The sequence below is a fragment of the Pseudalkalibacillus hwajinpoensis genome (assembly GCF_039851965.1).
Classification (GTDB): domain Bacteria; phylum Bacillota; class Bacilli; order Bacillales; family Guptibacillaceae; genus Guptibacillus; species Guptibacillus hwajinpoensis_E.
The window spans coordinates 2222535-2248349 of record NZ_CP156674.1 but is presented as its reverse complement, the minus strand read 5'-3'; the positions used below and the strand labels follow the sequence as shown (position 1 = coordinate 2248349).

Annotated in this window: 23 protein-coding genes and 4 tRNA genes; 1 reads left to right on the top strand and 26 read right to left on the bottom strand. The window is 40.6% G+C overall.

All coding sequences use genetic code 11. From position 1 onward, the window contains the following. The first annotated feature begins 126 nt into the window (after window positions 1-126). Entirely contained in the window at window positions 127-1986 is a 1860-nt protein-coding gene (nagE, locus tag ABFG93_RS11835; protein WP_347548238.1) for an N-acetylglucosamine-specific PTS transporter subunit IIBC, read from the top strand. 57 nt (window positions 1987-2043) lie between these two features. On the opposite strand, the gene ABFG93_RS11830 is transcribed toward nagE, so the two are convergent. The 26 genes from ABFG93_RS11830 to ychF all read right to left on the bottom strand — a co-directional run bounded on the left by ABFG93_RS11830 (window position 2044) and on the right by ychF (window position 25719). After that, entirely contained in the window at window positions 2044-2610 is a 567-nt protein-coding gene (locus ABFG93_RS11830) for a hypothetical protein (RefSeq protein ID WP_347548237.1), read from the bottom strand. A 12-nt stretch (window positions 2611-2622) separates the two neighbouring features. Next, on the bottom strand, window positions 2623-3810 hold the full coding sequence (locus tag ABFG93_RS11825) for a ParM/StbA family protein (RefSeq protein ID WP_347548236.1): 1188 nt from the start codon (window positions 3808-3810) through the stop codon (window positions 2623-2625). A 1207-nt stretch (window positions 3811-5017) separates the two neighbouring features. Beyond that, on the bottom strand, window positions 5018-5497 hold the full coding sequence (gene rlmH / locus ABFG93_RS11820; protein WP_347548235.1) for a 23S rRNA (pseudouridine(1915)-N(3))-methyltransferase RlmH: 480 nt from the start codon (window positions 5495-5497) through the stop codon (window positions 5018-5020). Between the two features lie 108 nt (window positions 5498-5605). Next, entirely contained in the window at window positions 5606-5770 is a 165-nt protein-coding gene (locus ABFG93_RS11815) for a CxxH/CxxC protein (RefSeq protein WP_347548234.1), read from the bottom strand. An 81-nt stretch (window positions 5771-5851) separates the two neighbouring features. After that, window positions 5852-7063 (bottom strand): S1C family serine protease, encoded by a 1212-nt coding sequence (locus ABFG93_RS11810; protein WP_347548233.1) that lies wholly within the window; start codon window positions 7061-7063, stop codon window positions 5852-5854. A 90-nt stretch (window positions 7064-7153) separates the two neighbouring features. Then, a complete protein-coding gene (locus ABFG93_RS11805; RefSeq protein WP_347548232.1) occupies window positions 7154-7948 on the bottom strand; it encodes an MBL fold metallo-hydrolase in 795 nt (264 codons plus the stop codon). 14 nt (window positions 7949-7962) lie between these two features. Further along, window positions 7963-8865 (bottom strand): two-component system regulatory protein YycI, encoded by a 903-nt coding sequence (locus tag ABFG93_RS11800; RefSeq protein ID WP_347548231.1) that lies wholly within the window; start codon window positions 8863-8865, stop codon window positions 7963-7965. Further along, entirely contained in the window at window positions 8852-10234 is a 1383-nt protein-coding gene (locus tag ABFG93_RS11795; protein ID WP_347548230.1) for a YycH family regulatory protein, read from the bottom strand. Before ABFG93_RS11795 ends, ABFG93_RS11800 begins: the two co-directional genes overlap by 14 nt. Further along, window positions 10231-12033, bottom strand: coding sequence for a cell wall metabolism sensor histidine kinase WalK (gene walK / locus ABFG93_RS11790; protein ID WP_347548229.1), 1803 nt, complete (start codon window positions 12031-12033; stop codon window positions 10231-10233). The genes ABFG93_RS11795 and walK overlap by 4 nt, the downstream gene beginning before the upstream one ends. Before the next feature lie 7 nt (window positions 12034-12040). Next, entirely contained in the window at window positions 12041-12748 is a 708-nt protein-coding gene (gene yycF / locus ABFG93_RS11785) for a response regulator YycF (protein WP_347548228.1), read from the bottom strand. Window positions 12749-12990: 242 nt separating this feature from the next. Further along, window positions 12991-14391, bottom strand: a complete 1401-nt coding sequence (locus tag ABFG93_RS11780) for a peptidoglycan DD-metalloendopeptidase family protein (protein ID WP_347548227.1) — start codon at window positions 14389-14391, stop codon at window positions 12991-12993. A 245-nt stretch (window positions 14392-14636) separates the two neighbouring features. Beyond that, window positions 14637-14712 (bottom strand) — tRNA-Phe (locus ABFG93_RS11775). 44 nt (window positions 14713-14756) lie between these two features. Beyond that, window positions 14757-14832: transfer RNA gene (locus ABFG93_RS11770), tRNA-Asp, on the bottom strand. A gap of 129 nt (window positions 14833-14961) precedes the next feature. Further along, window positions 14962-15038 (bottom strand) — tRNA-Met (locus ABFG93_RS11765). Between the two features lie 84 nt (window positions 15039-15122). After that, window positions 15123-15198: transfer RNA gene (locus tag ABFG93_RS11760), tRNA-Lys, on the bottom strand. 120 nt (window positions 15199-15318) lie between these two features. Further along, a complete protein-coding gene (locus ABFG93_RS11755) occupies window positions 15319-15756 on the bottom strand; it encodes a PilZ domain-containing protein (protein WP_347548226.1) in 438 nt (145 codons plus the stop codon). Between the two features lie 177 nt (window positions 15757-15933). Continuing rightward, entirely contained in the window at window positions 15934-17220 is a 1287-nt protein-coding gene (locus ABFG93_RS11750; protein ID WP_347548225.1) for an adenylosuccinate synthase, read from the bottom strand. 232 nt (window positions 17221-17452) lie between these two features. Then, a complete protein-coding gene (dnaB, locus tag ABFG93_RS11745; RefSeq protein ID WP_347548224.1) occupies window positions 17453-18814 on the bottom strand; it encodes a replicative DNA helicase in 1362 nt (453 codons plus the stop codon). 48 nt (window positions 18815-18862) lie between these two features. Further along, window positions 18863-19306: a 50S ribosomal protein L9 gene (rplI, locus tag ABFG93_RS11740; RefSeq protein WP_347548223.1), complete on the bottom strand. Its 444-nt coding sequence runs from the start codon at window positions 19304-19306 to the stop codon at window positions 18863-18865. Continuing rightward, window positions 19303-21279: a DHH family phosphoesterase gene (locus ABFG93_RS11735; protein WP_347548222.1), complete on the bottom strand. Its 1977-nt coding sequence runs from the start codon at window positions 21277-21279 to the stop codon at window positions 19303-19305. Before ABFG93_RS11735 ends, rplI begins: the two co-directional genes overlap by 4 nt. Before the next feature lie 15 nt (window positions 21280-21294). Continuing rightward, complete coding sequence (locus ABFG93_RS11730; RefSeq protein ID WP_347548221.1) at window positions 21295-22221, bottom strand: YybS family protein; 927 nt, start codon at window positions 22219-22221, stop codon at window positions 21295-21297. A 646-nt stretch (window positions 22222-22867) separates the two neighbouring features. Further along, entirely contained in the window at window positions 22868-23167 is a 300-nt protein-coding gene (locus ABFG93_RS11725; protein ID WP_347548220.1) for an HPr family phosphocarrier protein, read from the bottom strand. A 192-nt stretch (window positions 23168-23359) separates the two neighbouring features. Then, window positions 23360-23596 carry a 30S ribosomal protein S18 gene (gene rpsR, locus ABFG93_RS11720; protein WP_098445608.1) on the bottom strand — a complete coding sequence of 79 codons (237 nt, stop codon included), beginning with the start codon at window positions 23594-23596 and terminating at the stop codon, window positions 23360-23362. A gap of 63 nt (window positions 23597-23659) precedes the next feature. Continuing rightward, the gene (gene ssb, locus ABFG93_RS11715; protein ID WP_194218159.1) at window positions 23660-24172 is read right to left on the bottom strand and encodes a single-stranded DNA-binding protein; all 513 of its coding nucleotides are present in this window, start codon (window positions 24170-24172) and stop codon (window positions 23660-23662) included. Between the two features lie 26 nt (window positions 24173-24198). Continuing rightward, window positions 24199-24495, bottom strand: coding sequence for a 30S ribosomal protein S6 (gene rpsF / locus ABFG93_RS11710; RefSeq protein WP_347548219.1), 297 nt, complete (start codon window positions 24493-24495; stop codon window positions 24199-24201). Window positions 24496-24618: 123 nt separating this feature from the next. Then, window positions 24619-25719, bottom strand: coding sequence for a redox-regulated ATPase YchF (ychF, locus tag ABFG93_RS11705; protein ID WP_347548218.1), 1101 nt, complete (start codon window positions 25717-25719; stop codon window positions 24619-24621). Window positions 25720-25815: the final 96 nt, after the last annotated feature.

Below are 25815 nucleotides of genomic sequence, written 5' to 3'. Positions count from 1 at the left end.
TGTCTATACCAGTTAGCGAACCAGTCCTCTTGCGTTCCAGTAAATTGGTATAGACAACTATATTAAGTGTTGGTATGATAAACGTGAATATAAAACGTTTTCAAACTAAAAAGGGGGTTGAATATTATGCTCGGAGCCTTACAACGGATCGGTAAGTCGCTCATGCTACCGATTGCTGTACTTCCAGCTGCTGCATTGCTGCTTCGTTTAGGACAGGATGATTTACTTGGTATTCCTTTTGTAGCCGCAGCAGGAGGCGCTATCTTTGATAACTTAGCACTTATTTTTGCAATTGGTGTTGCGATTGGATTCTCAAAAGATGGGAACGGTGCTGCCGGTCTTGCAGGTGCAATTGGCTATCTTGTTCTCACACAGGGAACACAGGCAATTAATGAGAATATTAACATGGCAATCCTGGGAGGTATTCTCTCTGGTATTGTCGCCGGACTTCTATATAATCGTTTCCATGATATTAAGCTGCCAACCTGGCTTGGATTCTTCGGCGGTCGACGATTTGTTCCAATCGTTACCGCCACAGCTATGGTTATTCTTGCAGGTTTATTCGGATTCGTATGGCCTCCTATTCAAGAGGGAATTAATGCGGTTGGTGAATGGATTATTGGCGCTGGAGCACTTGGTGTTGGAGTATTCGGATTCCTAAACAGACTTCTTATTCCATTTGGTCTCCATCATGTATTGAATAGTCTGGTCTGGTTTGTGTTTGGTGATTATAATGGAGCAACTGGTGATTTGAATCGTTTCTTCGAGGGTGATCCTACTGCCGGTATTTTTATGGCAGGATTCTTCCCGATTATGATGTTTGGTCTTCCTGCTGCATGTTTTGCAATGATTGCTGCAGCGAAGAAAAGTCGAAGGGCAGAGATTAGTGGAATGCTAATCGGGATTGCATTTGCTTCCTTCTTAACCGGAATTACAGAGCCAATCGAATTTGCTTTCATGTTCTTATCACCACTATTATATGGAATTCACGCACTTTTAACAGCGAGTTCCATGGTTCTAGCTTACGTATTGGATATTCACCACGGCTTTGGCTTTTCGGCTGGTGCGATTGACTTCTTCCTTAACTATGGTTTAGCTCAGAAGCCAGGCCTTCTTTTAGGAATTGGAATCCTTTACGGTATTATCTATTTCGTTATCTTCTATTTCTTAATCAAGAAACTGAATCTTAAAACACCTGGGCGTGAGGATGAAGATATGGAAGCACAATCCAGTACACCTGCAGAGGGTGACAAATACACGGTCATGGCTGGTCATTTTGTTAGAAGTATTGGGGGTCTCGATAATATTTCTTCAATTGAAAACTGCACCACCCGTCTGCGGTTGCAAATGAACGACATGTCAAAAGTAGACGAATCAGAGCTTAAGAAACACGGTGCACGCGGAGTTGTGAAAGTAAATAACCGCAACCTGCAGATTATTGTAGGGACAGATGTAGAGTTCGTAGCTGACGCTATGCGCGGCATTGATCCAGAAGCCCCTGCTGCTGCTGAAGGTAAACCTTCAATCACTCACTCTCTTGCCGAAACTGATTTTATCATGCCTGTTCAAGGTAAAATCATTCCATTACATGATGTTCCTGACGGGGTGTTTTCTAAAGGAATGATGGGTGACGGCTTCGCTATTCTCCCAGAGGATGGGAATTTCTCATCACCAGTTGACGGCGAAATCGTCAGCGTATTTCCGACTAAGCACGCGATCGGAATTAAATCTACTCAAGGGTTTGAAATTTTAATTCATGTAGGGATTGATACAGTAAACCTAAAGGGTGAAGGCTTTAAAACATTTGTAAAAGAGGGTGACACTGTTACGAGAGGACAGAAACTGATGGAAGTGGATATTGATCACGTACGACGTTCTGTCCCATCCCTTGCTACCCCAATCATCTTCACAAATCTACAAACATTGAAATTAAAAAAATCCGGCAACGTTAACAAGGGTGATGCAGGAATCATCACGATTGATTAAGTATTACCCGGAAAAAAGTTTAAAAAGGCAGCGGGAGATCCCCGCTGCCTTACCTTATTACTTATTCATTTTATCGAGAAATCCGCCGAGCAAATCGTCTACGCTCTCTTCTTTCTCTTCTTCTACCGCTGAACTTTGCTCCTGCTTCGCCTGATCCCAATCAAAATTCATTAGATCATCATCAGACGTCAGCAAAGGTTCCTCAACCGGTTCAGGCATATCTCTATACACTGCATTACCCGTGCTTTCTTGTAAATAGAGCGCTTGATCGATGTCGATCGAGTTACTATTAAACGAAGCAAGCAGGGATGCAGCGCGCAGAGGATCTGATAAAATTTGGTAAACGATATTCCCAAGTAGCGCTTCTGAATGTTCGTGCTTGAGCCAGTCTCGCTGCGCTTTGCTTAATCCCTTTGGCAACGGCACGGTGATGGCATCATTATCGCGTCTTATTGTTTGAGTAACACCATCTAATACATACTCTGCAATGCGGCTTGAAAAGTTTCTTTTTTCTTCTTCTTTAAGCCTTTGCAATTGCTTTAGAATATGATCAGGTGTGTCAGAGGGTAAGCGAAATGTGATCGCTTGACCCCTCTGAATCCCAGTCATCCCCGCCTTTTTCATCAAATCACCCTACTAGTTTTTGACCTTCTGCTTATCTTCTTTCTTTTCCTGCGGCTTTTCCCTTGCATTCTTTCTGTTGTAATCAGAAATAAGCTTGTAATAAGCGTTGGACATCATCCAGATGCTTTCTTTTTCATCTTCAAAGAAATCGATATTGTAGCCGTCCAGGTTATTATTAAGCGTTTTTAAGTAATCTTTCAATACAATTGAGCCCCCGCCGACAAAATAACAGATTTCTGATTGAGAATTCTTTTGCCATACATTGCGAAGATGACGATATTGCTTCTTAGCAAGTTCTAGCAAAATGCGATCTGTAATATCGTGCACGCTTGTACGACTACCGCGAACCATAATATGATTGCGATCATTTTTCTTCGTAATAATATCCACAACATCACGACGGCTATCAAGTTCTACACCGTGCTTCGAGCGGATTTCTTCACGAATCGCCTCAAGTGATTCAGCCACTCCAAGGTTGAAGCCCTGTGCCTTGTCATCATCAACGTTACGATTTTTGATCACAGCGATATCTGTAGAAAGTCCACCAATATCCTGAATTAGAATACGCTTATCAATTAAATCTTTGTTAATGATGTTTAAATCATTGTCCATCACAAGGTTGATATACGCTGCAAATCCTTCAGGATAAACTTTTACTTCGTCAAATTTAATATTGACCTTTTTACCCTGGTATTTCGGAGTAACAAGAAACTCAACCTGGTGAACAGAACCAAGAAGTCTTGAGCGATAACCAACGTCTTTCCCCTCTTTAACTTCACGTAAAGGAAGACCAGTTCCAAGTGTGTAATTTGCATCAATAACTCCGTTTTGGTTTTTGAAGTTAGCTGAGTTTTTCACATCGACTGCATCTAATGCAAGCGAAGCAAACAGCATTACGAGTGTTTGATCTTCTTCAGATTTTGCACTTCCTGGATCCAACTCTGTAGGGTTATCACTTTTCGTTGCTAGATTACCTACTCGGTAGATTGCGTTGTTATCTTTCAAAGCAGGGGAGTGCACACGAATGTGAATGCCATCAAGCGGATCTTTCGTATCTAATTCTTCGATTCCAATTACCGGACGATCTTCTATATCTCGTGCAATAACGTTTGGTATGTATAGGTCAGATTCAATTTTTCCATAGATTCCTTTTAAAGAGTCGTTACCTACATCAACAGCTGCAATTCTTGAATTACTCATTAAATGATCCATCCTTTCATGTTTAGAAGTCTAGTATTTCTACTATTAACCTAAAAGTTATCTGAAATCACAGATGACGTCAATAAGTCAATCTATCTAGTTTACATATATGTATACTTGTGTACATTTACGTATACAAGTATACATTTATTGTGTACATGTTTACGTTTTTGAAAACATCAGTAATACCAACGTGTACACTCTTATGTATACAAGTATACATTTATTGTGTACTTGCGTACAAATTTGTTTACTTGTATTCAATTTATGTATGCAGCAAATAAAATAATTATTTTCACACTCACTTAGAAGTGGGCATCCCATTTATTATCTTCTTTCTTCTTATTGAGAGTATTAGTTTTTTGAAATAGGTATTTCTAAAAATAACCCAATGAATTTATTATATGAAACGACAATATTTTAATCGATGTATTATGATAATATATCCTGAATAAGTTGAAGCTTCGACAATTTAAAAACTACTACACACTAAATGATTAACATGATTATAGTTAGAACTTTATATACTACAATAAACTAATAGGAAGAGTTTCATAAAGAAGGGGTGCTTTTTAAAGATTAGCCGTATTTGCCAGACTTTACTCTTAATAGGGGTAAGCATTGGGCTCATAATAGAAATGGCAAGGATCACAGTTTAACAGGAGCGAATGCAGATTTAAACTTACTAATATGGGCTACAATGAGCCTTTTGGGTGCTCTCTATGGTTCCGAAAGGCAGGAGAGATGTTCTACCAAACTCCACTTCTATCTTTATAACTTTCCGTTTTTATTATTATGATAAGTTTATCCCATTATTTAGTAGGAATACGTCTTTCATTTTCCTAAGTGAAGTCGTATATGTGATTAATCTCTTTAAGCATGTAAGTACATACAGAGACTGTAAATCAATTGCTTCAAAAGCAGTAATTAAAGGGTATATTAGGTTCAAAAACATCACAAAAAAAGCCTGGTATGAACTTACAAATTAACTCACGCCAGGCTTTTAATAATTTAGAGGGCAACAGGATCAGTTATTCTAATTTCTTATCAACGCCATTACATCTTTTTTGGGAAAGAACTGTTGCTAACTACCGCCTCCGTCTTTTCGCCTAATTCATCAAGAATCTGTTCTGAAAGGATGAATAGCAGCAACGTTAGAAAACGAGCCAATATCTACTAGCAGAAAGGCTTCCCACCACCTGTTCCACTACTTATGGTAAGGTTCACCGCGATTAATTTTAAACGCCCGATATACTTGTTCAACTAGAACAAGTCTCATTAACTGGTGTGGGAAAGTCATTTTAGAAAAAGACAATGTGTCATTGGCTCTCTTAAGCACATCATCACTTAAACCAAGAGAACCACCAATCACGAATGCAATTTTACTCTTTCCATAGGTAGCTAGCTGGTCAAGTTCATGTGCAAGCTGCTCAGAGGTTCTCATTTTTCCATCAATGGCAAGTGCAATAACATGAGCATCGGGAGAGATTTTTCCCAATATTCGCTGCCCTTCAGCCTTTTTTACTTGAACCATTTGTGTTTCACTTAAATTTTCAGGTGCTTTTTCATCAGGAACTTCGATTACCTCTACTTTTGCGTATGGACCAAGTCGTTTTGTGTATTCAGCAATTCCTTGCTTTAAATATTTTTCCTTCAGCTTTCCAACCGTTACGATACTAATATTCATCTTATACCTCACTTATCCACTATATCGAACATCCACAGTAAGTAAACATGTTATCCACAGTTTTTATCCACATATGCACAATTTCCATCCACATATCGTGACCGAATATTAGTTCGACACCATATATGTTGGTCGATTACTACAATATTCACAGGTTGTTGATAACTTCACTCCCTTATCCACAACCTTTTCTAAAACGGGAAACTGTCCTGTTTCATCTACTGCTACGTCAAGTGCTAACTCAACATGCTCCTCACAACAATACAACTTCATATAGTTCCCTCCATCAATCAGTTATCAACTGTGCATAATTTTCACAAAAGGAAACAGGAGAGTTTCCTCTCCTGTTTCTTATTATGAGCTTTGCTGTTCTGAGAGCGTGAGATCAATCTCCTGTTTAGCTCCAGCACGATAAATCGTAAGCTTAACTTTATCCCCAATTTCCTTCTTCGTATAAAGAAATTTCCTAAGTTCAATCGAATTTTTAATTTCTTGGCCATCCATTGCTGTAATAACATCAAGTTCTTTCAAACCAGCTTGATCTCCAGACGAGGTAGGAAACACACTCATCACTACTACCCCATGATCAATATCGTCAGGAAGCTTAAGTGACTCACTCCAATGATAAGTAGGTATCTCAGAAAGAGACTTGGTACCAATTCCGATTTGTGGTCTTCTCACCTCACCGTAGTTCTCAAGATCACTAATAATCGGCGCAGCAATATTAATAGGAATTGAAAAACCAATCCCCTCTACACTGGACTGTGCAATTTTCATTGAGTTAATGCCTACAAGCTGCCCAGAAATGTTAATAAGAGCACCACCACTGTTTCCGGGATTAATAGATGCATCAGTCTGAATGACGTCTGCATTCCAATCAATTGTTCCATTCTGATCCGTATCAACTGGGAACGACCGTTCAGGGTTACTTATAATTCCCTGTGTAACTGTACCTTCAAGAAATCCAAGCGGGTTTCCAATTGCAATGGCAGGTTCTCCTGGCTTGAGCGTATCAGAGTCACCAAACTCTGCAATCTTCGTAACGGCCTCAGAAGGGATTCTAAGTACCGCAAGATCCATGAGAGGGTCTGTGCCTACTAACTCTGCTGAGACGCGTGTCTCGGCATTTAAACTAACTTCAATCTGCCCTGCACCCTCGACTACATGATTATTCGTGACAATAAACGCTTCTCCGCCTTCTTTTTTGTAAATAACACCTGAACCTGCTCCCGCTTCCCCGTAATCTTCAGCCCAGAAGTCTGTTTTCTGCAAGTTGATCACACCTACAACGGCCTCTCCAACATTTTCAACTGCTGCAGTTATATCGTTTGTAACATCAATACTTATATCTTTCGTAACCGTTCCTTGATTGATTTCAGATTCCGTCTCTTCCTGAGGGGCAAGCGAGACATCGGGCAGCACACCAAAATCTGATAAAGCCGGGATCGTAAAAAGGAGTAACAATGCACCAAGAATCGCACCGATGAGTCCAGCAATAAAAGCCCCCCCGCGATTGCCCTTCTGCTTAACTGGCCGGTTAAAGTCGTCATTATCATAATAGCCCAATTTCTTCACCTTTCCTTTCAGTAAAAAGGAGACCCGTACTTCTATGCTGTTGTCTCTTTTCATACTCTGAACAAAAAGAATAGAACCTGATTAAATGGTTGTCACAATAGTTGGTGCAGCAGGATCTGTATCGTAAAGATCAACCTGATCTCCTACTACCAACCCATTTTGTTCGAGAGTTTGTTGAACAGACAATCTTGCCAGGTCTTTCATATTATTATCTTTACTTAAATGGGCTAAATAAATACGCTTCGTTTTATCACCGATCACTTCAGCAAGTGCAGCTCCTGCATCCTCATTGGATACGTGACCCATATCACCTAATATGCGTCTTTTCACATTCCAGGGATACCTGCCCATCATGAGCATATTAATATCGTGATTGGACTCAAACACGATCATATCTGAATCACGAATCGTACCTTTTATTCGATCACTTACATATCCTAAATCTGTAGCTATACTAAGCTTTTTTCCTTCATGATGAAACACATAAAACATTGGCTCAGCGGCATCATGGGACACGCCAAACGATTCAACATCGAGATCTTCAAATGTTTTAACGGTTTCCATATCAAACTGAAACTTTTGCTCGGTGGGTATCTCGCCAATTAATCCACTCATTGCCTGCCATGTCTTCGCATTTGCATATATCGGTAGCTTGTATCGTCGTGCAAAAATACCAAGTCCTTTAACGTGGTCGCTATGCTCGTGAGTCACAAGCAACCCATCCAGATCCTTTGGATCAAGATGGGCTTTAGCAAACAATTCTTCAAGTTTCTTTCCACTCAAACCGGCATCAACAAGAAGCTTATGCTTCTCGGTGCCGACATAAATGGCGTTTCCGGTGCTTCCGCTCGCAAGCACACTGAATTCAAGAGACATATTACATTCCTCTCCTACTTATCGCCTGTGGAGGATTGAGGTTTGGAAGGATCAGCTGCTTTCGGTTCTTCTACGCTATCCTGTTCATTTTCCTCATCACTTCCGAGATTCTCTTCTGTGTCACTAAACACTGTTTTCTCAATAGCATTTACAAAATAGACGCGCTCAGGGTCATCATTTTTCTTATTCGAAACAACGACGCGCCAGGTTGGAACAAACACGAATGTATCACGCTGGTCTTCAATTGTAACCGTATAATAACCAATAGACACATCGTCTACTTTGTCATACGGGCGGATATTCTGTTGATTAAGAAGAAGTCCAATTGTTTCAGAAGCCGGGTCGAGCTTCCGCTCTTTACCGATCTCCTTTAAATTTAAGTAGGTCTGAGTATATGAAACAACTTTATCGTCCTCAAGAGTAACAATCAACATGCCAGAATTCTGACTATAAATTGGTCGATCTTCATAAGTTTGAACAAAGTAAATGATATCCGGGTTTTTCGTATCAGAGGTATAACGCTGGTACTTCCCCCCTTCATACACATACGTTTCTAGAAAAATAGAAAAAGCTGAAGGATCTGTTGGATCACTAATCGGGAAAGGTTTTTTTAGTGTAGAAAAAAGTTTCCGATCATCCAGCTTAATATCCTGACTTGTTCCTTCTTCAAGAGTCTTTTCTTCTTCCTCTGTAAACTCATGTACCTTCCCGCTAATGAAGGACATTTTCTCCTCCTGAATAGGAAGCGTTTTTTCATACGTTACATCCTGATTTTCAAGCTGTTGCTCAATCGAAACCTGTTTGTACTGCTCAATCCCACTAAGCTCTGTGTGTTTCTTATATAAATCACTCACTAGAAAGATATTGAACATCAGGAAGGTTAGAATCAGTATGGTTTTGGTCCTATTCCAATCCAAAGGCTCCCCCTCCCCCATTGTCAATTGATTGCAGTGGTATCCATGTCTGGTTCACTTTTACATACCATTGGGGCACTAATGTAAAATCGTAGGACTGCCCGGCTGTTCGATCAATAGTAAAGCCAATCGTTATATTCCTAAGCTCGCTTTTTTTAAAGTTTCCACTATCCAATAGCCCAATAAACTCTTCATAGCCAGGTAGCGTACGTGCTTCTAATTCAGCTGCATATTGGATTACTTTCAGCATCCGCTTGTAGGTGCTCACTTCATTATTTTCAATGTTGATATCAATCTCATCCAGATCTTCCATAGAAGAGCTAAAAAGTGGATATCCTTCAGTATTTAGCCTGAACGTGATTTGATCTGAGTTGTTATCTGAAGTTGTAATCCATTCATTGAGATAATACTCATCTTCATTAAGGTTACTAACACGGAAGCCATAATGCTTATTAATAAAGCCATACGCCGTCAATATAGGTGCTTCATTGGCCACAAATCGTGAAGTAGTAGAAGGCGGATTTTTAAAAACCATATATGCATTGTCATTAAAAGTTAAATCGCGACTTCCATCCGTATAGAGCGTAGAAATATTAAATGTACTTTCTTCTACACGATCCAGTTCAGGGAACAGTGCCTCTTTAAACGCTTTTTCATTCGTTAGTTCATCAGTGCTCCCACCATATGTTTCTACTTCAACACCCTGAATAGGAACATAAAAAACAGGCGAATCATCTGCCACTTGAAAAGGTTTGGCTCTTGTTATTTTCATATTCTCTGACGCTTCGGTATTTACGTCAAATGATGCAAAGAAGTCAGAATACCAATTCTTAATATCATTAGAAGCATCTACAGTAGCGCGCATTCCGACCTGATTGATCGTATTCAAGAAAATGATTTCATTGTTTTTACCTGATGCGACGGAAGGGATAATTATCCGATCAAACGATGCCAGTGGAATATCATCCTTTGATACACTCACTAGCTTCTTCAAAACATCATTAGAAAGCAACGTGGGGAAAATAAGTTCGACACTATTACCTACATTCAGAAGGCTTTCCATATTATTTTCCATTGTAAATGATTTGATTTTCACCCCTGAAACAAATTCATTATAAAATGTGTTGATCGTATTGGAGTAAAAAGAAGTGAAATGCTGATCATCTCTGTGGTAAACCACTTGATTTGGTTTCACTACTTCGCCGATACTGACCTCTTTAACACCAACCGGACTTGCCTCTGTAGGAGCTATTTCTTGCTCATATTCTGGTTCATATGTCCAGATTTGCCAAGTCAGGAGTAAACTTGTTACAACGAGCACATTTAATAAAATGGTTTTGAACATCTCCACACGCTTTTTCGTTATTTTCACTTCTCACCAACCTCCCTTATTCGTTTATAAGGAAGAGTAAAGTAGATTGTTGTTCCCTGACCCCATTTACTCTCTGCCCAAATATCTCCATGATGGGCATGGATCATTTCCTTCGCAATCGCAAGTCCAAGTCCAGTTCCCCCTAACTGCCTGGAGCGTGCCTTATCGACGCGATAGAAACGATCAAAAATTTTGGAGAGGTTGTTCTTCGGAATTCCAACGCCTTCGTCACTTATACTTATACGAATCTTCTTCCCTATCGTCCAGCAGCGAGCTGTTATCGTACCACCATCTGGAGAATATTTAATTGCATTGGAAATAATATTATCAAGCACCTGGGTCATTTTATCTTTATCAACTTTTGTATAAATCGATACGCGTGGGAGCTGTCTGACAATCTTGATATTCTCACGTTTAGACATTTCAAAGCGATCTAATACGTGATCAAACATCTCAACAAAATCAACCTCAGTAAACTCCAGGCGATATTCCTTCTTATCCATTTTTGAAAGCTGAAGAAGATCATTGACCAATCGAATCATTCTCTCCGTTTCATTTTGCGTAACGCTCAAGAAACGAGGAGCGATTTCAGGATCCTGTAGGGCACCCTCCTGAAGGGCCTCCAGGTAGCTTCTCATCGTTGTTAGAGGTGTTCTGAGCTCATGGGATACATTCACAACAAATTCCCTGCGCTCTTGTTCCAATTGCTCCTGTTCAGTGATATCATGCAGCACAGCAATCAACCCGTTAATTGGACCATCCTCTTTGTGAATAATTGAAAAATTGACGCGAATAATAAAGGTTTGATGATCATTGCTTAAATCTAAAATCATCGAATCTGGACCATTGTAAACATCGTCCCATGTTTTCTCTTCCGAAAATTGAAGAATTTTATTTAAGGAAGTTCCAAGAACTGTTTCACGTGAAACACTCATCATCTCTTCTGCACGGTCGTTCATGAGGATGATCATACCTTCGCGATCTGTAGCAATCACTCCATCAGTCATGTACGCAAGGACTGATGTAAGCTTTCGTCGTTCACCCTCAGTAATTGCATTAGCTTCCTGAAGCCTTCTCGTTAAATCGTTAAATGCAAGGGCAAGCTGACCAATTTCATCCTCTCCATAGACTTTAACCTTTCGAGTAAAGTCTCCACGCGCCATAACAAGTGCCTGCTTCCGCATATCTGAAATCGGACGGGTAATCGTCCTGGAAATGACGATGCCTAAGAGACCTGTTAGGACAAGGGCAATAAGCGCGGATTGTGCTAACAAACTGTTAACCTCGTCTGCCTGCTCAAACACCTGATTCATGTTCGCTTGAATATAAACGGCACCTACAGTCGTATTTGTCTCCCCTGTAATGGGATAGCTATAAGCAAAAAACCGTTCACCTTCTTCATCAATTAAAATATCCTCATCAGGCACACCATTAAGTGCACTATTGACATAATCATTGGTAGAGCGCGTTCCTTCGATCCCTTCATCATAAAGCGTGCCAACAACCTGACCTAATGAATTCACAACTTGAATCTGCCGAATTTCATTTTGTCTGAAATTCGCGATTAAGTTCGTGATGGTGTTCTCCTCTTCATCACTTTTACTGTTCACCTGGTCCGATACATTGTCAGCAAGTAATTCAGCCCGGTCTCTTACCGAAGTGATATAGTTCTTCTGAAACCTGTCCTCAAGCTTATCGTTAAAATAAACCGATATAAACTGGATAGCGATGAGAATGAGTAGTACATATACAATTGCAAACTTAAAATGAATGGACTTAAAAAACCCAACCTTTCCCATCTATGCTTTACTGCTCCTGTTCCGGTTCACGCATATAATACCCTACTCCACGACGTGTAATAATCCATGTTGGGTGACTAGGATTATCTTCAACCTTCTCACGAAGTCTACGTACCGTTACATCCACCGTTCTTACGTCTCCAAAATAATCATAACCCCATACCGTCTGAAGCAGATGCTCTCTGGTCATGACCTGTCCAATATGTTTCGATAAATAATGCAGTAGCTCGAACTCTCGATGAGTCAATTCAATGGTTTCTTCCCGCTTCGTTACAAGGTAGGCATCAGGGTGAATCGTCAAAACTCCAACCTTGATTAAAGCGTTAGTTGAAGATTCTTTTTCAGGCTCCTGCTGGCGACGTCTTAAATTCGCCTTCACACGTGCAATAAGCTCTCGCGTACTAAACGGTTTTGTTACATAATCATCTGCACCAAGCTCAAGTCCTAGCACTTTATCAATTTCTGAATCCTTTGCCGTCAGCATAATAATCGGCATCTCGTACTTCTTTCGTACCTCACGACAAACTTCCATACCGTCCCGTTGGGGAAGCATGATATCGAGAAGAATCATATCAGGATTCTCTTCTTCGACTTTTGCAATCGCTTCATCGCCATCGTAAGCACAAACAACTGTAAACCCTTCCTTTTCTAAATTAAATTGCAATATATCTGCAATTGGTTTTTCATCATCTACAACAAGAATTTTCTTGTCCATTATGAACGCTCCTTTTTTGATATGACAATATCATTTAAACGTTGTAAAAAACATGTATCATTTTGTCTATTTTATCATATTATGTAGCATTTATTTATGATCTTCCTCTGAGACCTTCCCCTAACTTCAATTTGGAAAACCTGACACCTCTTTAGAGTCACGCAAAACGTGCTTTAAGCTCACGATTAGTTGTTTGAAATGATCAACAAGAAAACCTTCAGCTTTCACTGAAGGTTTCTCAATTATAAATATTTCATTGGATTTTGCAGTTCACCATTTTTATAAACTTCAAAGTGAAGATGAATGCCAGTAGATTTACCTGTGGTTCCCATCATCCCTATTTTTGAACCCTTCTGAACGGTGTCACCAACTGATACGGAAATGGAAGCAAGGTGTGAATAGGTTGTTTCCAAGCCATTGTTATGGCTGATCGTTACTTGATTACCATAGCCGCTTCTCTTTCCAGCCGCTTTAACCGTTCCATTGTCCACTGTACTGATCGTTTTATCCGATACGCCAGCAATGTCTATTCCTTTATGAAAGGAGCCCCAGCGATCTCCCTGTTTACTAGTAATTGTACCGCCCACAGCCGGCCACTCGAACGAGCCTGTTCCTTTGGAAGAGATTTCTTTCGTTCCAACCGTTATCTCCTCTGTTACGGGCTCAACCATTACTTCTTCTTCCACAACGTCCTTCGCTACTACTCTTCCGTTCTCTCGGGTAATGCGATACGTAACAGATTTCTCTCCATCTTTCCCAGTCTGCGTGACTTCTCTTTCACCTTTTAAAAGCGAATTACTTTTCTTTGTTTCCGTCTTATGGGTAATCGCTTCATCTTCAACGGATTGAAGTGTTTCTACTACCATACCAAACGGTTTCTCCTTAAGAACTTGAAGCTCATCTCCCTTATTTAATTCTTCATCCTCTGAAAGATCATTGAGCTCAACTACTTCCTCTTCTGTCATTTCATACTTCTTCGCGAGTTCTTCTAGGGTTTCATCCTCTTCCACGCTATGTATATATTCTTCTTTATAGCCTTTAGAGAGGCGAGAAACACCCTCACCCTCAGTCAAAACATCTTGTGGAGCAGCGTCAATTTTTTCAATAGAAGCGGCTTCTGAGAATTCCAGGGCATCTGCAGGATAGCGTTTCTTACCCGTTGGCAGTTCATTTTTAGTCATTCTTTCTACCTTTTCGATGTGATCTTCAGATAGAAACGGCTTAGCGTATGCCCACAACGCATTTTTTGCCTGTTTTTCGCTAGCAAAAATACCTACTTTTTCTTTTCCAAGCGACAATTCATATCCCTCAGCAACAAAAGCCAGGTCATCTTCTAATTGCTTTATCGCTTCATTATTATCATAAGAAGGTCGAAAAAGTCGTTCAGGTACCACTTTCACTTCATTCTCAAGCGAAAGAACCAGTCCGTCCCCTTTCTCTTCCTGCTTCAGTTTATCTATCGTTTCATTCAATTTATCTTTATTATCAACCGTACCAATATTTTCACCATCTACATAAACATGATAGACAGGTTTCATGAGATTATAGACGGAAGCATCAGCTGGTTCCATCGAGAAAAGCATGATAGCTGTCGTTAAAATGATAGAAAGGTGAAACAAACGGCGTATGGGTAATCTTTGCATCCTTCTTCCTCCTGCACTAGCTAAAACTATCTTTTTTACTCACGATACGCACTTTATCACAAATGGAATAGCATTTGGGTATAATGACTCAATCTGTAATTAAAACGTAGTCTTTTTGTCACGATCATGGCAGGGCATGGTAACAAAATGGAAGGTTCTTCATGGACTTCTATATAAAGGCAAGAAAAAAGCATATCTCCAGAAGGAGATATGCTTTATATGTACGTTGCTAGTTGAAAAAATCATGGTGGCTCCGGACGGAATCGAACCGCCGACACGAGGATTTTCAGTCCTCTGCTCTACCGACTGAGCTACAGAGCCATATTAGTTTTTAATCTATTATTCAAACCATTTAATAGATTAAATGGCGGTCTCGACGGGAATCGAACCCGCGATCTCCTGCGTGACAGGCAGGCATGTTAACCGCTACACCACGAGACCAGTATATATTATTTGTACACTTACGATTGAAAGGAATGGTACCAAGCTATGAGTTTAGGTTGCCCCTAAAGGGACTACAAATAAATTTTAGCTTAGGAAGCTTATTCGACGTAGTGAAAATTTTTAAATTGGTTGCGGGGGCAGGATTTGAACCTGCGACCTTTGGGTTATGAGCCCAACGAGCTACCGAACTGCTCCACCCCGCGACGGTATGAATGAATCAATAATGTGCATGCTTCTAAATGCTGTGCACTGTTTCTTCCTCATCCAAATTCTTTCAAAGAAGAAAATGGTGAGCCATGAAGGACTCGAACCTTCGACCCTCTGATTAAAAGTCAGATGCTCTACCAACTGAGCTAATGGCTCGTCATATGCGTCTTATTACGACGACAAGATTTATCTTATCACTGCTATTTAGAAAAAGCAAGGTTTCTTTTGAAAAGAATTTAAAAAACAAGTGAGGAATGAAGTGTGACTTCTGTTACTTTACCCCTCTGCCTGCTTTTTTAATCTCTCTTTCATCATTTCACGAATTTCTTGCTTACGGCGATGACGTTGGATGGCAAAGCGATTGACTTCCTGAAAAATAAGGGACGATTCCTTGTCCGTTTGGAGATAAAATTTCACTCCAAAAATGTGACTTTCTCTTGTATTTGGATCATTGGGATCATTTAGTTTCCCCCAAACAACTTCACCTCTAATTTGAAACGGCTCATCGTTTAATTTAATCGAGAATTCCACATCAGTATGCATTGGAACTTCAGTATCTACTGAAAAACCAATCCCTTCAAGACCAATGTCATGAATATAAATTTTATGATTAAACTCTGGTTCATCCTGCATACCCTTTTTAACTACTCTCATTCTAGCAGTTAAAGGGACATCAAGCTGCTGTCTGAAGACCTGCCTTTTATTCCGACTCATTAACCCACCTCATCAAAGCATAACAATATGATAGACCAATTTTACCACAAAATATTTATTTGCGCAGAATTTTCCAACACCTTTCGAATTCTTGTTCTGCTGATGAATAGAAATTTTTTCATTTAAAATGAAAAGAACAAAAAAGCTGGCAGCTATTAACTGCCAGGCTTAATATGTTTATGCAAAAACGCCACGAATCATATTTGTTTGGTTACGATCAGGTCCAACTGAGAAAATGGACAAAGGTATACCTGTAAGCTGAGAAACGCGCTCAATGTAATGACGGGCGTTAGGAGGTAACTCTCCAAGGTTATGGACACCCGTAATATCTTCTGTCCAACCTGGCATTTCCTCATAAACAGGCTCGCATTCAGCAAGCACTTTGAGGCTCGCAGGAAACTCTTCGATAATTTCACCTTTGTACTTATAAGCTGTACAAATCTTAAGTGTATCAATTCCAGTTAAAACATCTATCGAATTAAGGGAAAGATCAGTAATCCCGCTCACACGGCGTGCATGCCGAACGACAACACTGTCAAACCAACCAACACGACGCGGACGTCCTGTTGTAGTTCCGTATTCATTACCTACTTCACGAATTCGATCTCCCACTTCATCATGAAGCTCTGTTGGGAATGGGCCATCACCGACACGAGTGGTGTACGCTTTCGAAACACCAACAACATGATTTATTTTACTTGGGCCAACTCCTGATCCAATTGTAACGCCACCGGCAATTGGATTTGAAGAAGTAACGAATGGATATGTTCCCTGATCGATATCAAGCATAACGCCTTGAGCGCCTTCAAAGAGAACACGGCGACCTTCATCAAGAGCATCATTTAACACAACAGATGTATCGACCACATACTTTGCAATTTCCTGTCCGTACGCATAGTACTCTTCAAGAATATCTTCCTTCTTGAATCCTTCCACTTCATACATTCTTTCTAAAAGTCTGTTTTTGTCTGCAAGGTTACGTTCTAACTTCTCTTCAAAAACTTCTCGATCGAGTAGGTCGCAAATTCGGATTCCGATTCTCGCTGCTTTATCCATGTAAGCAGGACCGATTCCTTTTTTAGTCGTGCCGATTTTATTGTCACCTTTGTACTCTTCTTCAACAATGTCCAATTTCAAATGGTAAGGGAGAATAACGTGAGCACGATTGCTAATGCGAAGGTTGTCTGTACTTACATTGCGCTCATGTAAATATGACAGTTCTTCGAGAATAGCCTTCGGATCAACAACCATTCCATTTCCGATTACACAAATTTTATCATCATAGAAAATTCCTGAGGGAATCAAGTGAAGCTTGTATTTAGTGTCATCGAATACAATCGTATGTCCTGCATTGTTCCCGCCTTGATAACGAGCGACAACTTCTGCATTTTCAGAGAGGTAATCTGTAATCTTTCCTTTACCTTCATCGCCCCACTGTGTTCCTACCACAACTACTGATGGCATTTGAGCACCTCCAGATGCTTCTGTCGAATTTATTCGGCGAAGCATGCTTCTTTTTTAAAAAACCCAGGGTAAGTGTACCAATTAGACGCTTCTAAGTCAACAAACCCGAACAATAATATATGAAAATAAAATTACGTTCGTTATTTAAATGTTTAATTGGACCTCTAGGATCTTGATTTTTCACCCCTACTAAGTATGTACAATAGAAAAAGCCTCCAAACAGAGGCTTTTTCTACGCACCTGGTGGCATGTCACTCTCATCGTGACGCCGCTCGAGGTTAACGAATTTATTATACTCTTTCACAAACGCTAGCTCCACAGTACCTACCGGACCATTTCGCTGCTTTGCAATGATAATTTCGATGATGTTTTTATTCTCGGATTCTTTATCATAATAATCATCACGATATAAAAAGGCGACAATATCCGCATCCTGCTCAATACTTCCTGACTCACGAATATCAGACATCATCGGACGTTTATCCTGTCTTGATTCAACTCCACGAGAAAGCTGCGAGAGAGAAATAAGGGGCACTTCGAGTTCACGTGCAATCCCTTTTAAGGATCTGGATATTTCAGAAACTTCCTGTTGACGGTTTTCTATCGATCCGTCACCACGGATTAACTGCATGTAATCGATGAGGATCATGCCAAGGCCCTTCTCCTGCTTCAAGCGTCTACACTTAGCGCGAATGTCTCCTACTCGAATACCCGGTGTATCATCGATATAGATCCCTGCATTAGAAAGGCTTCCCATTGCCATTGTTAGCTTCTGCCAATCATCTCCAGTTAAACCACCTGTACGCAGGCGCTGTGCATCAATATTTCCTTCAGCACATAACATACGCATGACGAGTTGTTCGGCACCCATTTCAAGACTAAAGATCGCAACGTTTTCATCGGTCTTCGTTGCTACGTTTTGCGCTATATTAAGTGCAAAAGCTGTTTTACCTACTGAAGGACGTGCAGCTACGATGATCAAGTCATTTCGCTGAAAACCTGCCGTCATGCGATCAAGCTCCGAAAATCCTGTAGGGATCCCTGTAATATCTCCTGTGCTATTCTGAAGAAGTTCAATATTGTCGTATGCTGTGACAAGAACATCTTTAATCGAAATAAACGCACCGGTATTTTTCCGCTGGGATACTTCCATAATTGATTTTTCAGCTTCTGAAAGAAGGTTCTCAATCTCATTTTCTTTCGCATATCCATCAGATGCAATATCCGTCGCCGCTCGTATTAGTCGTCTAAGAATGGACTTTTCTTCCACAATTTTTGAATAATATTCAACGTTTGCAGCTGTTGGAACGGAGTTGGCCAGGTCACTTAGATAGGATACTCCACCAATCTCTTCAAGAAGCTTCCGATCCTGGAGCTCAGATGTCACTGTAACAAGATCGACTGGCTCTCCTTTTTCGGAGAGCTCAATCATGACAGAAAAGATCTTCTGATGCGCCGCTCGATAAAAGTCCTCCGGTTGGAGTAATTCCGTAGCTGTTGTAAGGGCATCGATTTCAAGGAACACAGCACCTATGACTGCTTGTTCCGCTTCAATATTTTGAGGTGGCGTACGATCAGCAAATAAATCACTCATGTTGTTTTCCCCCTGAGTTTTTCGCTATTTTCCACCCGTGATCACCTATTATTGCTCTACCACGTGTACTTTAACAGTTGCTGTTACATCATGGTGCAATTTAATGGGTACATTTGTGTAACCGAGGGAACGGATTGGTTCATCTAATTCGATTTTACGCTTATCGACTTTGATGTTCTGTTTCTTAAGCTCTTCGGCGATATTCTTGCTTGTGATGGAGCCGAACAATCGACCACCTTCACCTGATTTTGTCTGTAACTCCACTTCAAGACTTTCAATTGTTTCCTTAAGTGCCTTTGCTTCATCCAGCTCTTCCTGTGCTTTCTTATCGTCACTGCGCTGTTTTGCTTTTAGCGTCTTCATATTTGCATTATTCGCTTCAACTGCAAGATTATTCTTTAACAGGTGATTCCGGGCATATCCGTCCGCTACATTTTTCACTTCACCTTTTTTACCTTTGCCTTTTACGTCTTCTAAAAAAATCACTTTCATGATTCTTCTTCGCCCCCTTCTAAATAGTCATCGATTGTTTCTTTAAGCAGGCGTTCTGCTTCTTCAATCGATCCTGAATCGAGTTGTGTGGCAGCATTTGTTAAATGCCCACCACCGTCAAGGCCTTCCATAATAATCTGGACATTTACTTCACCAAGAGACCTTGCACTGATGCTGATTTTACCATCATTTCGTTTGGATATAACGAAAGATGCGATGACTCCACTCATAGAAAGCAGTGTATCTGCCGCCTGTGCTATCAAAACCTGATCATAGGTTTGATCTTTTTCTCCGAGCGCTATCGCGATACCGTTGCGATAGATATGGGCTTTTTCGATGATTTTAGCCCTGCGAATATATTGTGCAATATCTTCTCTTAGAAATTCCTGAACAAGAACCGTATCAGCGCCGTGCGCTCTCAAATAAGAGGCAGCGTCAAACGTCCTGGAGCCCGTCCTGAGCGTGAAGCTCTTCGTATCGACAATGATACCAGCCAGCAGTGCTGTCGCTTCCATAATGTCCATTTTAAGCCGTTTGGGTTGATATTCAAAGAGCTCGGTCACAAGTTCTGCCGTAGATGAGGCATATGGTTCCATATAAACGAGGACAGGATCCTCAATAAATTCTTCGCCGCGTCGATGATGGTCTATGACCACAACGTGATCAAGCTTTTGTAAAAGTCGTTCTTCCATTACAAGAGATGGTTTGTGAGTATCAACGACAACGAGAAGTGTATTTGGCGTACAGTTCTCAAGGGCATCTTCAGGAGCTATAAATCGAGCCCACAGCTGCTCATTCCCTTCAATTTCCTCAATTAATCGCGATACACCACTAGTCTTCTGGTTTTGATCGTAAACAATTGAGCCTTCTTTTCCATTGGCCTGAGCAACTTTTAAGATCCCAATTGAAGCTCCAATGGAATCCATGTCAGGGTTTTTGTGCCCCATGATGATAACTTGATCACTATCTAGAACAAGTTCACGCAACGCATGTGAAATAACACGTGCTCTAACTCTTGTCCGCTTTTCAATCGGATTTGTTTTTCCGCCGTAGAACTTAACCTTACCGGTTGTTTGTTTAATCGCTACCTGGTCACCACCGCGCCCCAGGGCTAAATCAAGACTTGATTGAGCGAGTTGTCCAAGCTCAGTCAGCGAACTATGACCGCTCCCAACTCCGATACTAAGCGTAATCGAAACATTTTCTTTGGAAGTTGCCTCGCGAACCTCATCAAGAATCGAGAATTTATTTTTCTCAAATTCTTGTAGAATCTTTTGATTCAGAATAGCAAAGAACTTTTCTGAAGAGCTTCGTTTTAGAAAAACACCATGTTCATCAGCCCAGTTGTTTAAGATGGAAGTAACCGCACTGTTTAAATTACTTTTCACCTGATCTCCGAGCCCCTGGGTAACCTCTTCGTAGTTATCAAGATAAACAATTCCAACAACCGTCTTTTCCTCATTATATAGACGTTGGATTTCAACTTTTTCACTCACATCAAAGAAGTAAAGCAGTCTTTCTTCCTGTTTAAAATAGGTTTTGTATTTACGTTCATTAATCGTTAGAACTTCTTCTGTTGTTTCCGATTTAAGAAATGGAATAATCTGCTCCGAAATATCATTAAGAGAATGTCCAATCAACTGATTATTTTCAATCATTGTTGGTAAATATGGATTAGTCCATTCAATGTGATATTCCTCATCATACAGCAATATTCCAATCGGCATCTCCATTAAAGCTTCGTCTCCAACCTTTTTCACTCGATGGGAGAGGGTCGAGACATAGTTACGAAGGGCTTCCTGGAAGATGGATTCCGCCCGAATGGCTGTATAGACAAGAAGCGTCATAACCACTACGCTCCCTATACCAAGGATCCAATTATAATAGGTGATGATGCCGATAAACAGGACAGAAATGACGAACAAGGCTACCACATGATAACCATGCCACCGTTTCGTTAAAAACTTTGGCATATTTTCAGCTCCTACCTATGATTTCATTCTCCTTCGCAGTTCAAAACCAAGATCAATAATACCAATAATAACAACAAATGTTGTCATTGCGAAGCCGAGAAAAGTTAATAGAATTGGCACGACAATTGGCCACCTTCTTTGATGGCTAAAAAAATAAATAACCGCTAGTCCCTGCACGAAAATAAGAGCGTTTAAAATAGAGTAAACGTTAATAGCAGCAACAAAAGCAGTTGATCCTTCTTCTAATCCAACCATCATAAGAATGGTAACAACTAAATAATACCATAAAAAGCTCTTCGGAAATGCCCATTCTCGTATTGGCTTAAATACTGGTGGTTGAAATCCCCCTACTCTTTTCAGTACTGGAACTGAAATAAGTTGAGAAATAAGCGCAATCACTACACCAAGCATTACCAGCGCAGTTGGAATAAGATAGCGGATAACACTGATTTGTTCCCGAAGCATCTCAAACTGATTACTCTCCTGTCCTAGCATATTGGAAAAATACTCAGCCTGTCGAATGGATTGATTCAACATCTCCATCGCAAGATCAGCAGGATTTTGACCAATTAATAAAATACTAGAAACAAAAACAAGCACCAGACTCACCACGTAGGCAACACTACTTCCAATAAGAACAGCAAGTGCTGATTTACGAAGGTAATACAAATATCCCGCCGTAAGCCCTCCAATTCCAAATGTCAGTGTGGCAATCAACGAGGGGATACCAGCAACTAAAAATCCAATAACAATCGTAACCCCCCACATTACAAAACCACTACCAGGACCATTTCGAACAATCATCAAAATAAATGGCAAAGGCAACGTCCATAACGTAATCGAACCAAGAAGAGGCACATAAGTAGAAATTAAAAACAATACAGCAAACACAGCCGCAAGCGCAGCCCCTTCAACTAACTGCTTAACAGTTTGATTTTTCAAAATTACCATCCTTTTCATAAAGCGGAAGTGGCCGGTTAGGTCCGACAAGCGCTGGAGCCCTTCCATATGAACACGCCTTTTGTGTTCTGATTGAAGGGTGAAGCGATCGAGGACCTGGCCACTGCAGCTAGAGCAGTAAAAAGCGGGAGTGGCCGGTTAGACCCGTCAGGCACTGGAGCCTTCCAATTTGAACACGTTCTTTGTGTTCGAGTTGGATGGTGAAGTGACAGAGGGTCTGGCCACTGCAGCTAGATCAGTAAAGCGGAAGCGGCCGGTTAGGTCCGACAAGCGCTGGAGCCCTTCCATATGAACACGCCTTTTGTGTTCTGATTGAAGGGTGAAGCGATCGAGGACCTGGCCACTGCAGCTAGAGCAAAAACCTTTAAAAACTCTCAGGCTCTAAAAGCTACCAGTCTCTATTCTATCCCACTCGAAAGGGACAGTAAAATTTCATACCTTAAAAATGCAAACAATAAGTTTGAATGGAAGATTAAAGAACCTAATAATCTGAATCATCGGACTTTACCGCATCAAAAAACGGGCTCAGATCTCCTTACTACATCGTAAGAATTTCTGCCCGTTTCAGCAAATATTTCAGGAATAGATGGCAATAAAAACAGTCTGTTTATTCAACAGCCTATATGTATTACATAGGAGAGAGTGTTTGCTCTGCAAGAAGATCCATTTCTTTCTTAAGCCATTCAATTAAGTGTTCTGATGCATGAGAAGCATCTACACCATCTGTGATGATCAGAATAGAATCATTTTCTTTCACTGTTAAATTAAACGTGATCACGCTTGATAGTTTCTTTCCATTAATGCTATATCCATTTCGATACAGGGATACGTGACTATCAAATGACTTTGCCTGTTTCACAAATGAAATGAGTGAATTCATGCTAAGTTGATTAGTTAATGTAATTGTCTTTGTTTCTACGCTCTTCATGAGTGGTTTTCCTCCCATTGGTTTCTTGTAAAGTACATATACCCTATCTTGCAGAGAAGATAAACCACATATCCTGAAATTCAGAAAGAAAGGCCCATGAAGCCAATATTTTAATGAATCAAACATTAAGCTTTTATGAAGGAAGTGCATAGAAAAAAGCAGCAGGAGAAATCCTGCTGCTTTTTGTTCAGCTTACTCACCAAGTACGTATGGTAGTAAAGCCATTTGACGAGCACGTTTAACCGCACGAGTCAATTGACGTTGGTATTTAGCGCTAGTACCTGTTACACGACGTGGAAGAATTTTTCCACGCTCAGATACGAAGCGTTTAAGAAGATCTACATCTTTATAGTCGATGTAAGTGATTTTGTTTACTGTGAAGAAACAAACCTTTTTACGACGACCTCTGCGTCCACCTGGTCTTGCCATGGGTAGTTACCTCCTTTGCATTTAAAATTCGTTCTCTGTTTTCACCGCTCGAAACAGAGAGTATTAGAACGGCAAGTCATCATCTGAAATGTCGATTGGCTTGCCATCGCTCGCAAACGGGTCATCTCCAAAATTGGAGTGATCACGGTTGTTATCACGATTTTGGTTCTGATTCCCGTAACCGCCGGTTTCTCTGTTTTGGTTGCCGCCACCGTAGTTACTACTGTTGCCGCTTCCGCCACCGCCCTGGTTTGCACCTTTAGGCTCGAGAAATTGGACGCTTTCAGCCATCACTTCTGTCACAAACACACGCTGTCCCTGGCTATTATCATAAGAGCGAGTCTGAACTCGTCCATCTACACCAGCAAGGCTGCCTTTTTTCAAGAAATTGGCTGCATTTTCTGCCTGTCTGCGCCATACAACAATGTTGATAAAATCAGCTTCGCGGTCTCCCTGCTGATTCGTAAACGGGCGATTCACAGCAAGTGTGAAGTTCGCAACCGCTACGCCACTAGGGGTATAACGCAATTCAGGGTCTTTTGTTAAACGTCCAACTAATACGACGCGATTCAGCATCAGAACCCCTCCTATTTATAGAACAATTACTTTTTAGCTTCTTCTAGGTTGATCGTCATGAAACGAAGAACATCGTCGTTGATTTTCATCAAACGGCTGAATTCCTCAATCGCTTCAGTATTACTGTTAATGTTAAGAAGCATGTAGATCCCGCTGTTGAAATTCTCGATTTCATAAGCAAGACGCTTCTTACCCATTTCTTTAGCTTCATTAATTTCCGCACCATTGTCTGTAAGGATTCCGTTGAAACGCTCAACAAGAGCTTTCTGTGCATCCTCTTCAATGTTTGGACGGATAATGTACATAATTTCGTAGTTACGCATTCCGTTCACCTCCTTTTGGTCTAACGGCTCTTAAATAAGAGCAAGGAGTAAGTATACAAAGATAATTACTCACAGCTTTAGATTATACCAAATTAGCTCTCTATTAGCAAGTTGAAATTCTATTTATACGTTAAAGCGGAAATGGATAACATCTCCGTCTTTCACGATGTACTCTTTTCCTTCAAGACGTACTTTTCCTTTTTCCTTTGCAACTGCCATTGTGCCTGCATTAACAAGGTCATCATAAGCGACAATTTCAGCTCGAATAAAGCCACGTTCAAAATCTGTATGGATAATTCCCGCTGCTTGAGGAGCTTTCATTCCAAGACGGAATGTCCATGCCCGTACTTCCTGTTCACCTGCAGTAAAATAAGTAGCAAGACCAAGGAGATCATATGAAGCACGGATTAATTTGTTTAAGCCTGGCTCAGAGATGCCGATATCTTCAAGAAATGCGTCTTTCTCTTCACCATCAAGCTCTGCAAGTTCAGACTCGATTTTCGCACATACAACGATAACTTCAGCACCTTCTTTCGCAGCATATTCACGAACCTTAGCAACATACTCGTTGTCAGAAGGGTCAAGAAGATCATCTTCATCAACGTTTGCAACGTAAAGAACCGGCTTTTTCGTTAATAGGTGAAGCCCGTAAACAATCTTCTCTTCTTCTTCTGTTAATTCCACACTACGAGCAGGCAGTTCTTCTTCGAACGCTTCCTTCAGCTTCGTAAGAACGTTAAACTCAGCTAGTGCTTCCTTGTCTTTTTGCTTCGCCATTTTTTGAACACGAGCAATGCGCTTATCAACTGATTCAAGATCAGCAAGCACTAGCTCAAGATTAATTGTTTCAATATCAGAAATCGGATCTACTTTACCAGATACGTGCGTAATATTTTCATCGTCAAAGCAGCGAACAACTTGGGAAATCGCGTCAACCTGACGAATGTGTGAAAGGAATTTATTACCTAGACCTTCCCCTTTGCTGGCTCCTTTTACAATTCCTGCAATATCAGTAAATTCAAAAGCAGTTGGAACGGTTTTCTTTGGCTTTACAAGCTCTGTTAATTTTTGAAGACGCTCGTCTGGAACTTCAACAATTCCAATGTTCGGATCAATCGTACAGAATGGATAGTTAGCTGATTCCGCTCCAGCCTGCGTAATTGCGTTAAATAATGTTGACTTCCCAACATTTGGAAGTCCTACAATACCGGTGGTTAATGCCATCTCGGTCACTCCTTCAACGTATCTGCCTTAATAGGCGTTATTTTATAAGCACGGCTGAATTAGCCATTAAACGGTCAATGTGATCTTGTTCAACAA

What these genes read in the sequence shown, in the direction of transcription:
- nagE (WP_347548238.1), top strand. Translation starts at nt 127, where the DNA reads ATGCTCGGAGCCTTACAACGGATCGGTAAGTCGCTCATGCTACCGATT.
- ABFG93_RS11830 (WP_347548237.1), bottom strand. Translation starts at nt 2,610, where the DNA reads ATGAAAAAGGCGGGGATGACTGGGATTCAGAGGGGTCAAGCGATCACA.
- ABFG93_RS11825 (WP_347548236.1), bottom strand. Translation starts at nt 3,810, where the DNA reads ATGAGTAATTCAAGAATTGCAGCTGTTGATGTAGGTAACGACTCTTTA.
- rlmH (WP_347548235.1), bottom strand. Translation starts at nt 5,497, where the DNA reads ATGAATATTAGTATCGTAACGGTTGGAAAGCTGAAGGAAAAATATTTA.
- ABFG93_RS11815 (WP_347548234.1), bottom strand. Translation starts at nt 5,770, where the DNA reads ATGAAGTTGTATTGTTGTGAGGAGCATGTTGAGTTAGCACTTGACGTA.
- ABFG93_RS11805 (WP_347548232.1), bottom strand. Translation starts at nt 7,948, where the DNA reads ATGTCTCTTGAATTCAGTGTGCTTGCGAGCGGAAGCACCGGAAACGCC.
- walK (WP_347548229.1), bottom strand. Translation starts at nt 12,033, where the DNA reads ATGGGAAAGGTTGGGTTTTTTAAGTCCATTCATTTTAAGTTTGCAATT.
- yycF (WP_347548228.1), bottom strand. Translation starts at nt 12,748, where the DNA reads ATGGACAAGAAAATTCTTGTTGTAGATGATGAAAAACCAATTGCAGAT.
- ABFG93_RS11780 (WP_347548227.1), bottom strand. Translation starts at nt 14,391, where the DNA reads ATGCAAAGATTACCCATACGCCGTTTGTTTCACCTTTCTATCATTTTA.
- ABFG93_RS11755 (WP_347548226.1), bottom strand. Translation starts at nt 15,756, where the DNA reads ATGAGTCGGAATAAAAGGCAGGTCTTCAGACAGCAGCTTGATGTCCCT.
- ABFG93_RS11750 (WP_347548225.1), bottom strand. Translation starts at nt 17,220, where the DNA reads ATGCCATCAGTAGTTGTGGTAGGAACACAGTGGGGCGATGAAGGTAAA.
- dnaB (WP_347548224.1), bottom strand. Translation starts at nt 18,814, where the DNA reads ATGAGTGATTTATTTGCTGATCGTACGCCACCTCAAAATATTGAAGCG.
- rplI (WP_347548223.1), bottom strand. Translation starts at nt 19,306, where the DNA reads ATGAAAGTGATTTTTTTAGAAGACGTAAAAGGCAAAGGTAAAAAAGGT.
- ABFG93_RS11735 (WP_347548222.1), bottom strand. Translation starts at nt 21,279, where the DNA reads ATGCCAAAGTTTTTAACGAAACGGTGGCATGGTTATCATGTGGTAGCC.
- ABFG93_RS11725 (WP_347548220.1), bottom strand. Translation starts at nt 23,167, where the DNA reads ATGAAGAGCGTAGAAACAAAGACAATTACATTAACTAATCAACTTAGC.
- rpsR (WP_098445608.1), bottom strand. Translation starts at nt 23,596, where the DNA reads ATGGCAAGACCAGGTGGACGCAGAGGTCGTCGTAAAAAGGTTTGTTTC.
- ssb (WP_194218159.1), bottom strand. Translation starts at nt 24,172, where the DNA reads ATGCTGAATCGCGTCGTATTAGTTGGACGTTTAACAAAAGACCCTGAA.
- rpsF (WP_347548219.1), bottom strand. Translation starts at nt 24,495, where the DNA reads ATGCGTAACTACGAAATTATGTACATTATCCGTCCAAACATTGAAGAG.
- ychF (WP_347548218.1), bottom strand. Translation starts at nt 25,719, where the DNA reads ATGGCATTAACCACCGGTATTGTAGGACTTCCAAATGTTGGGAAGTCA.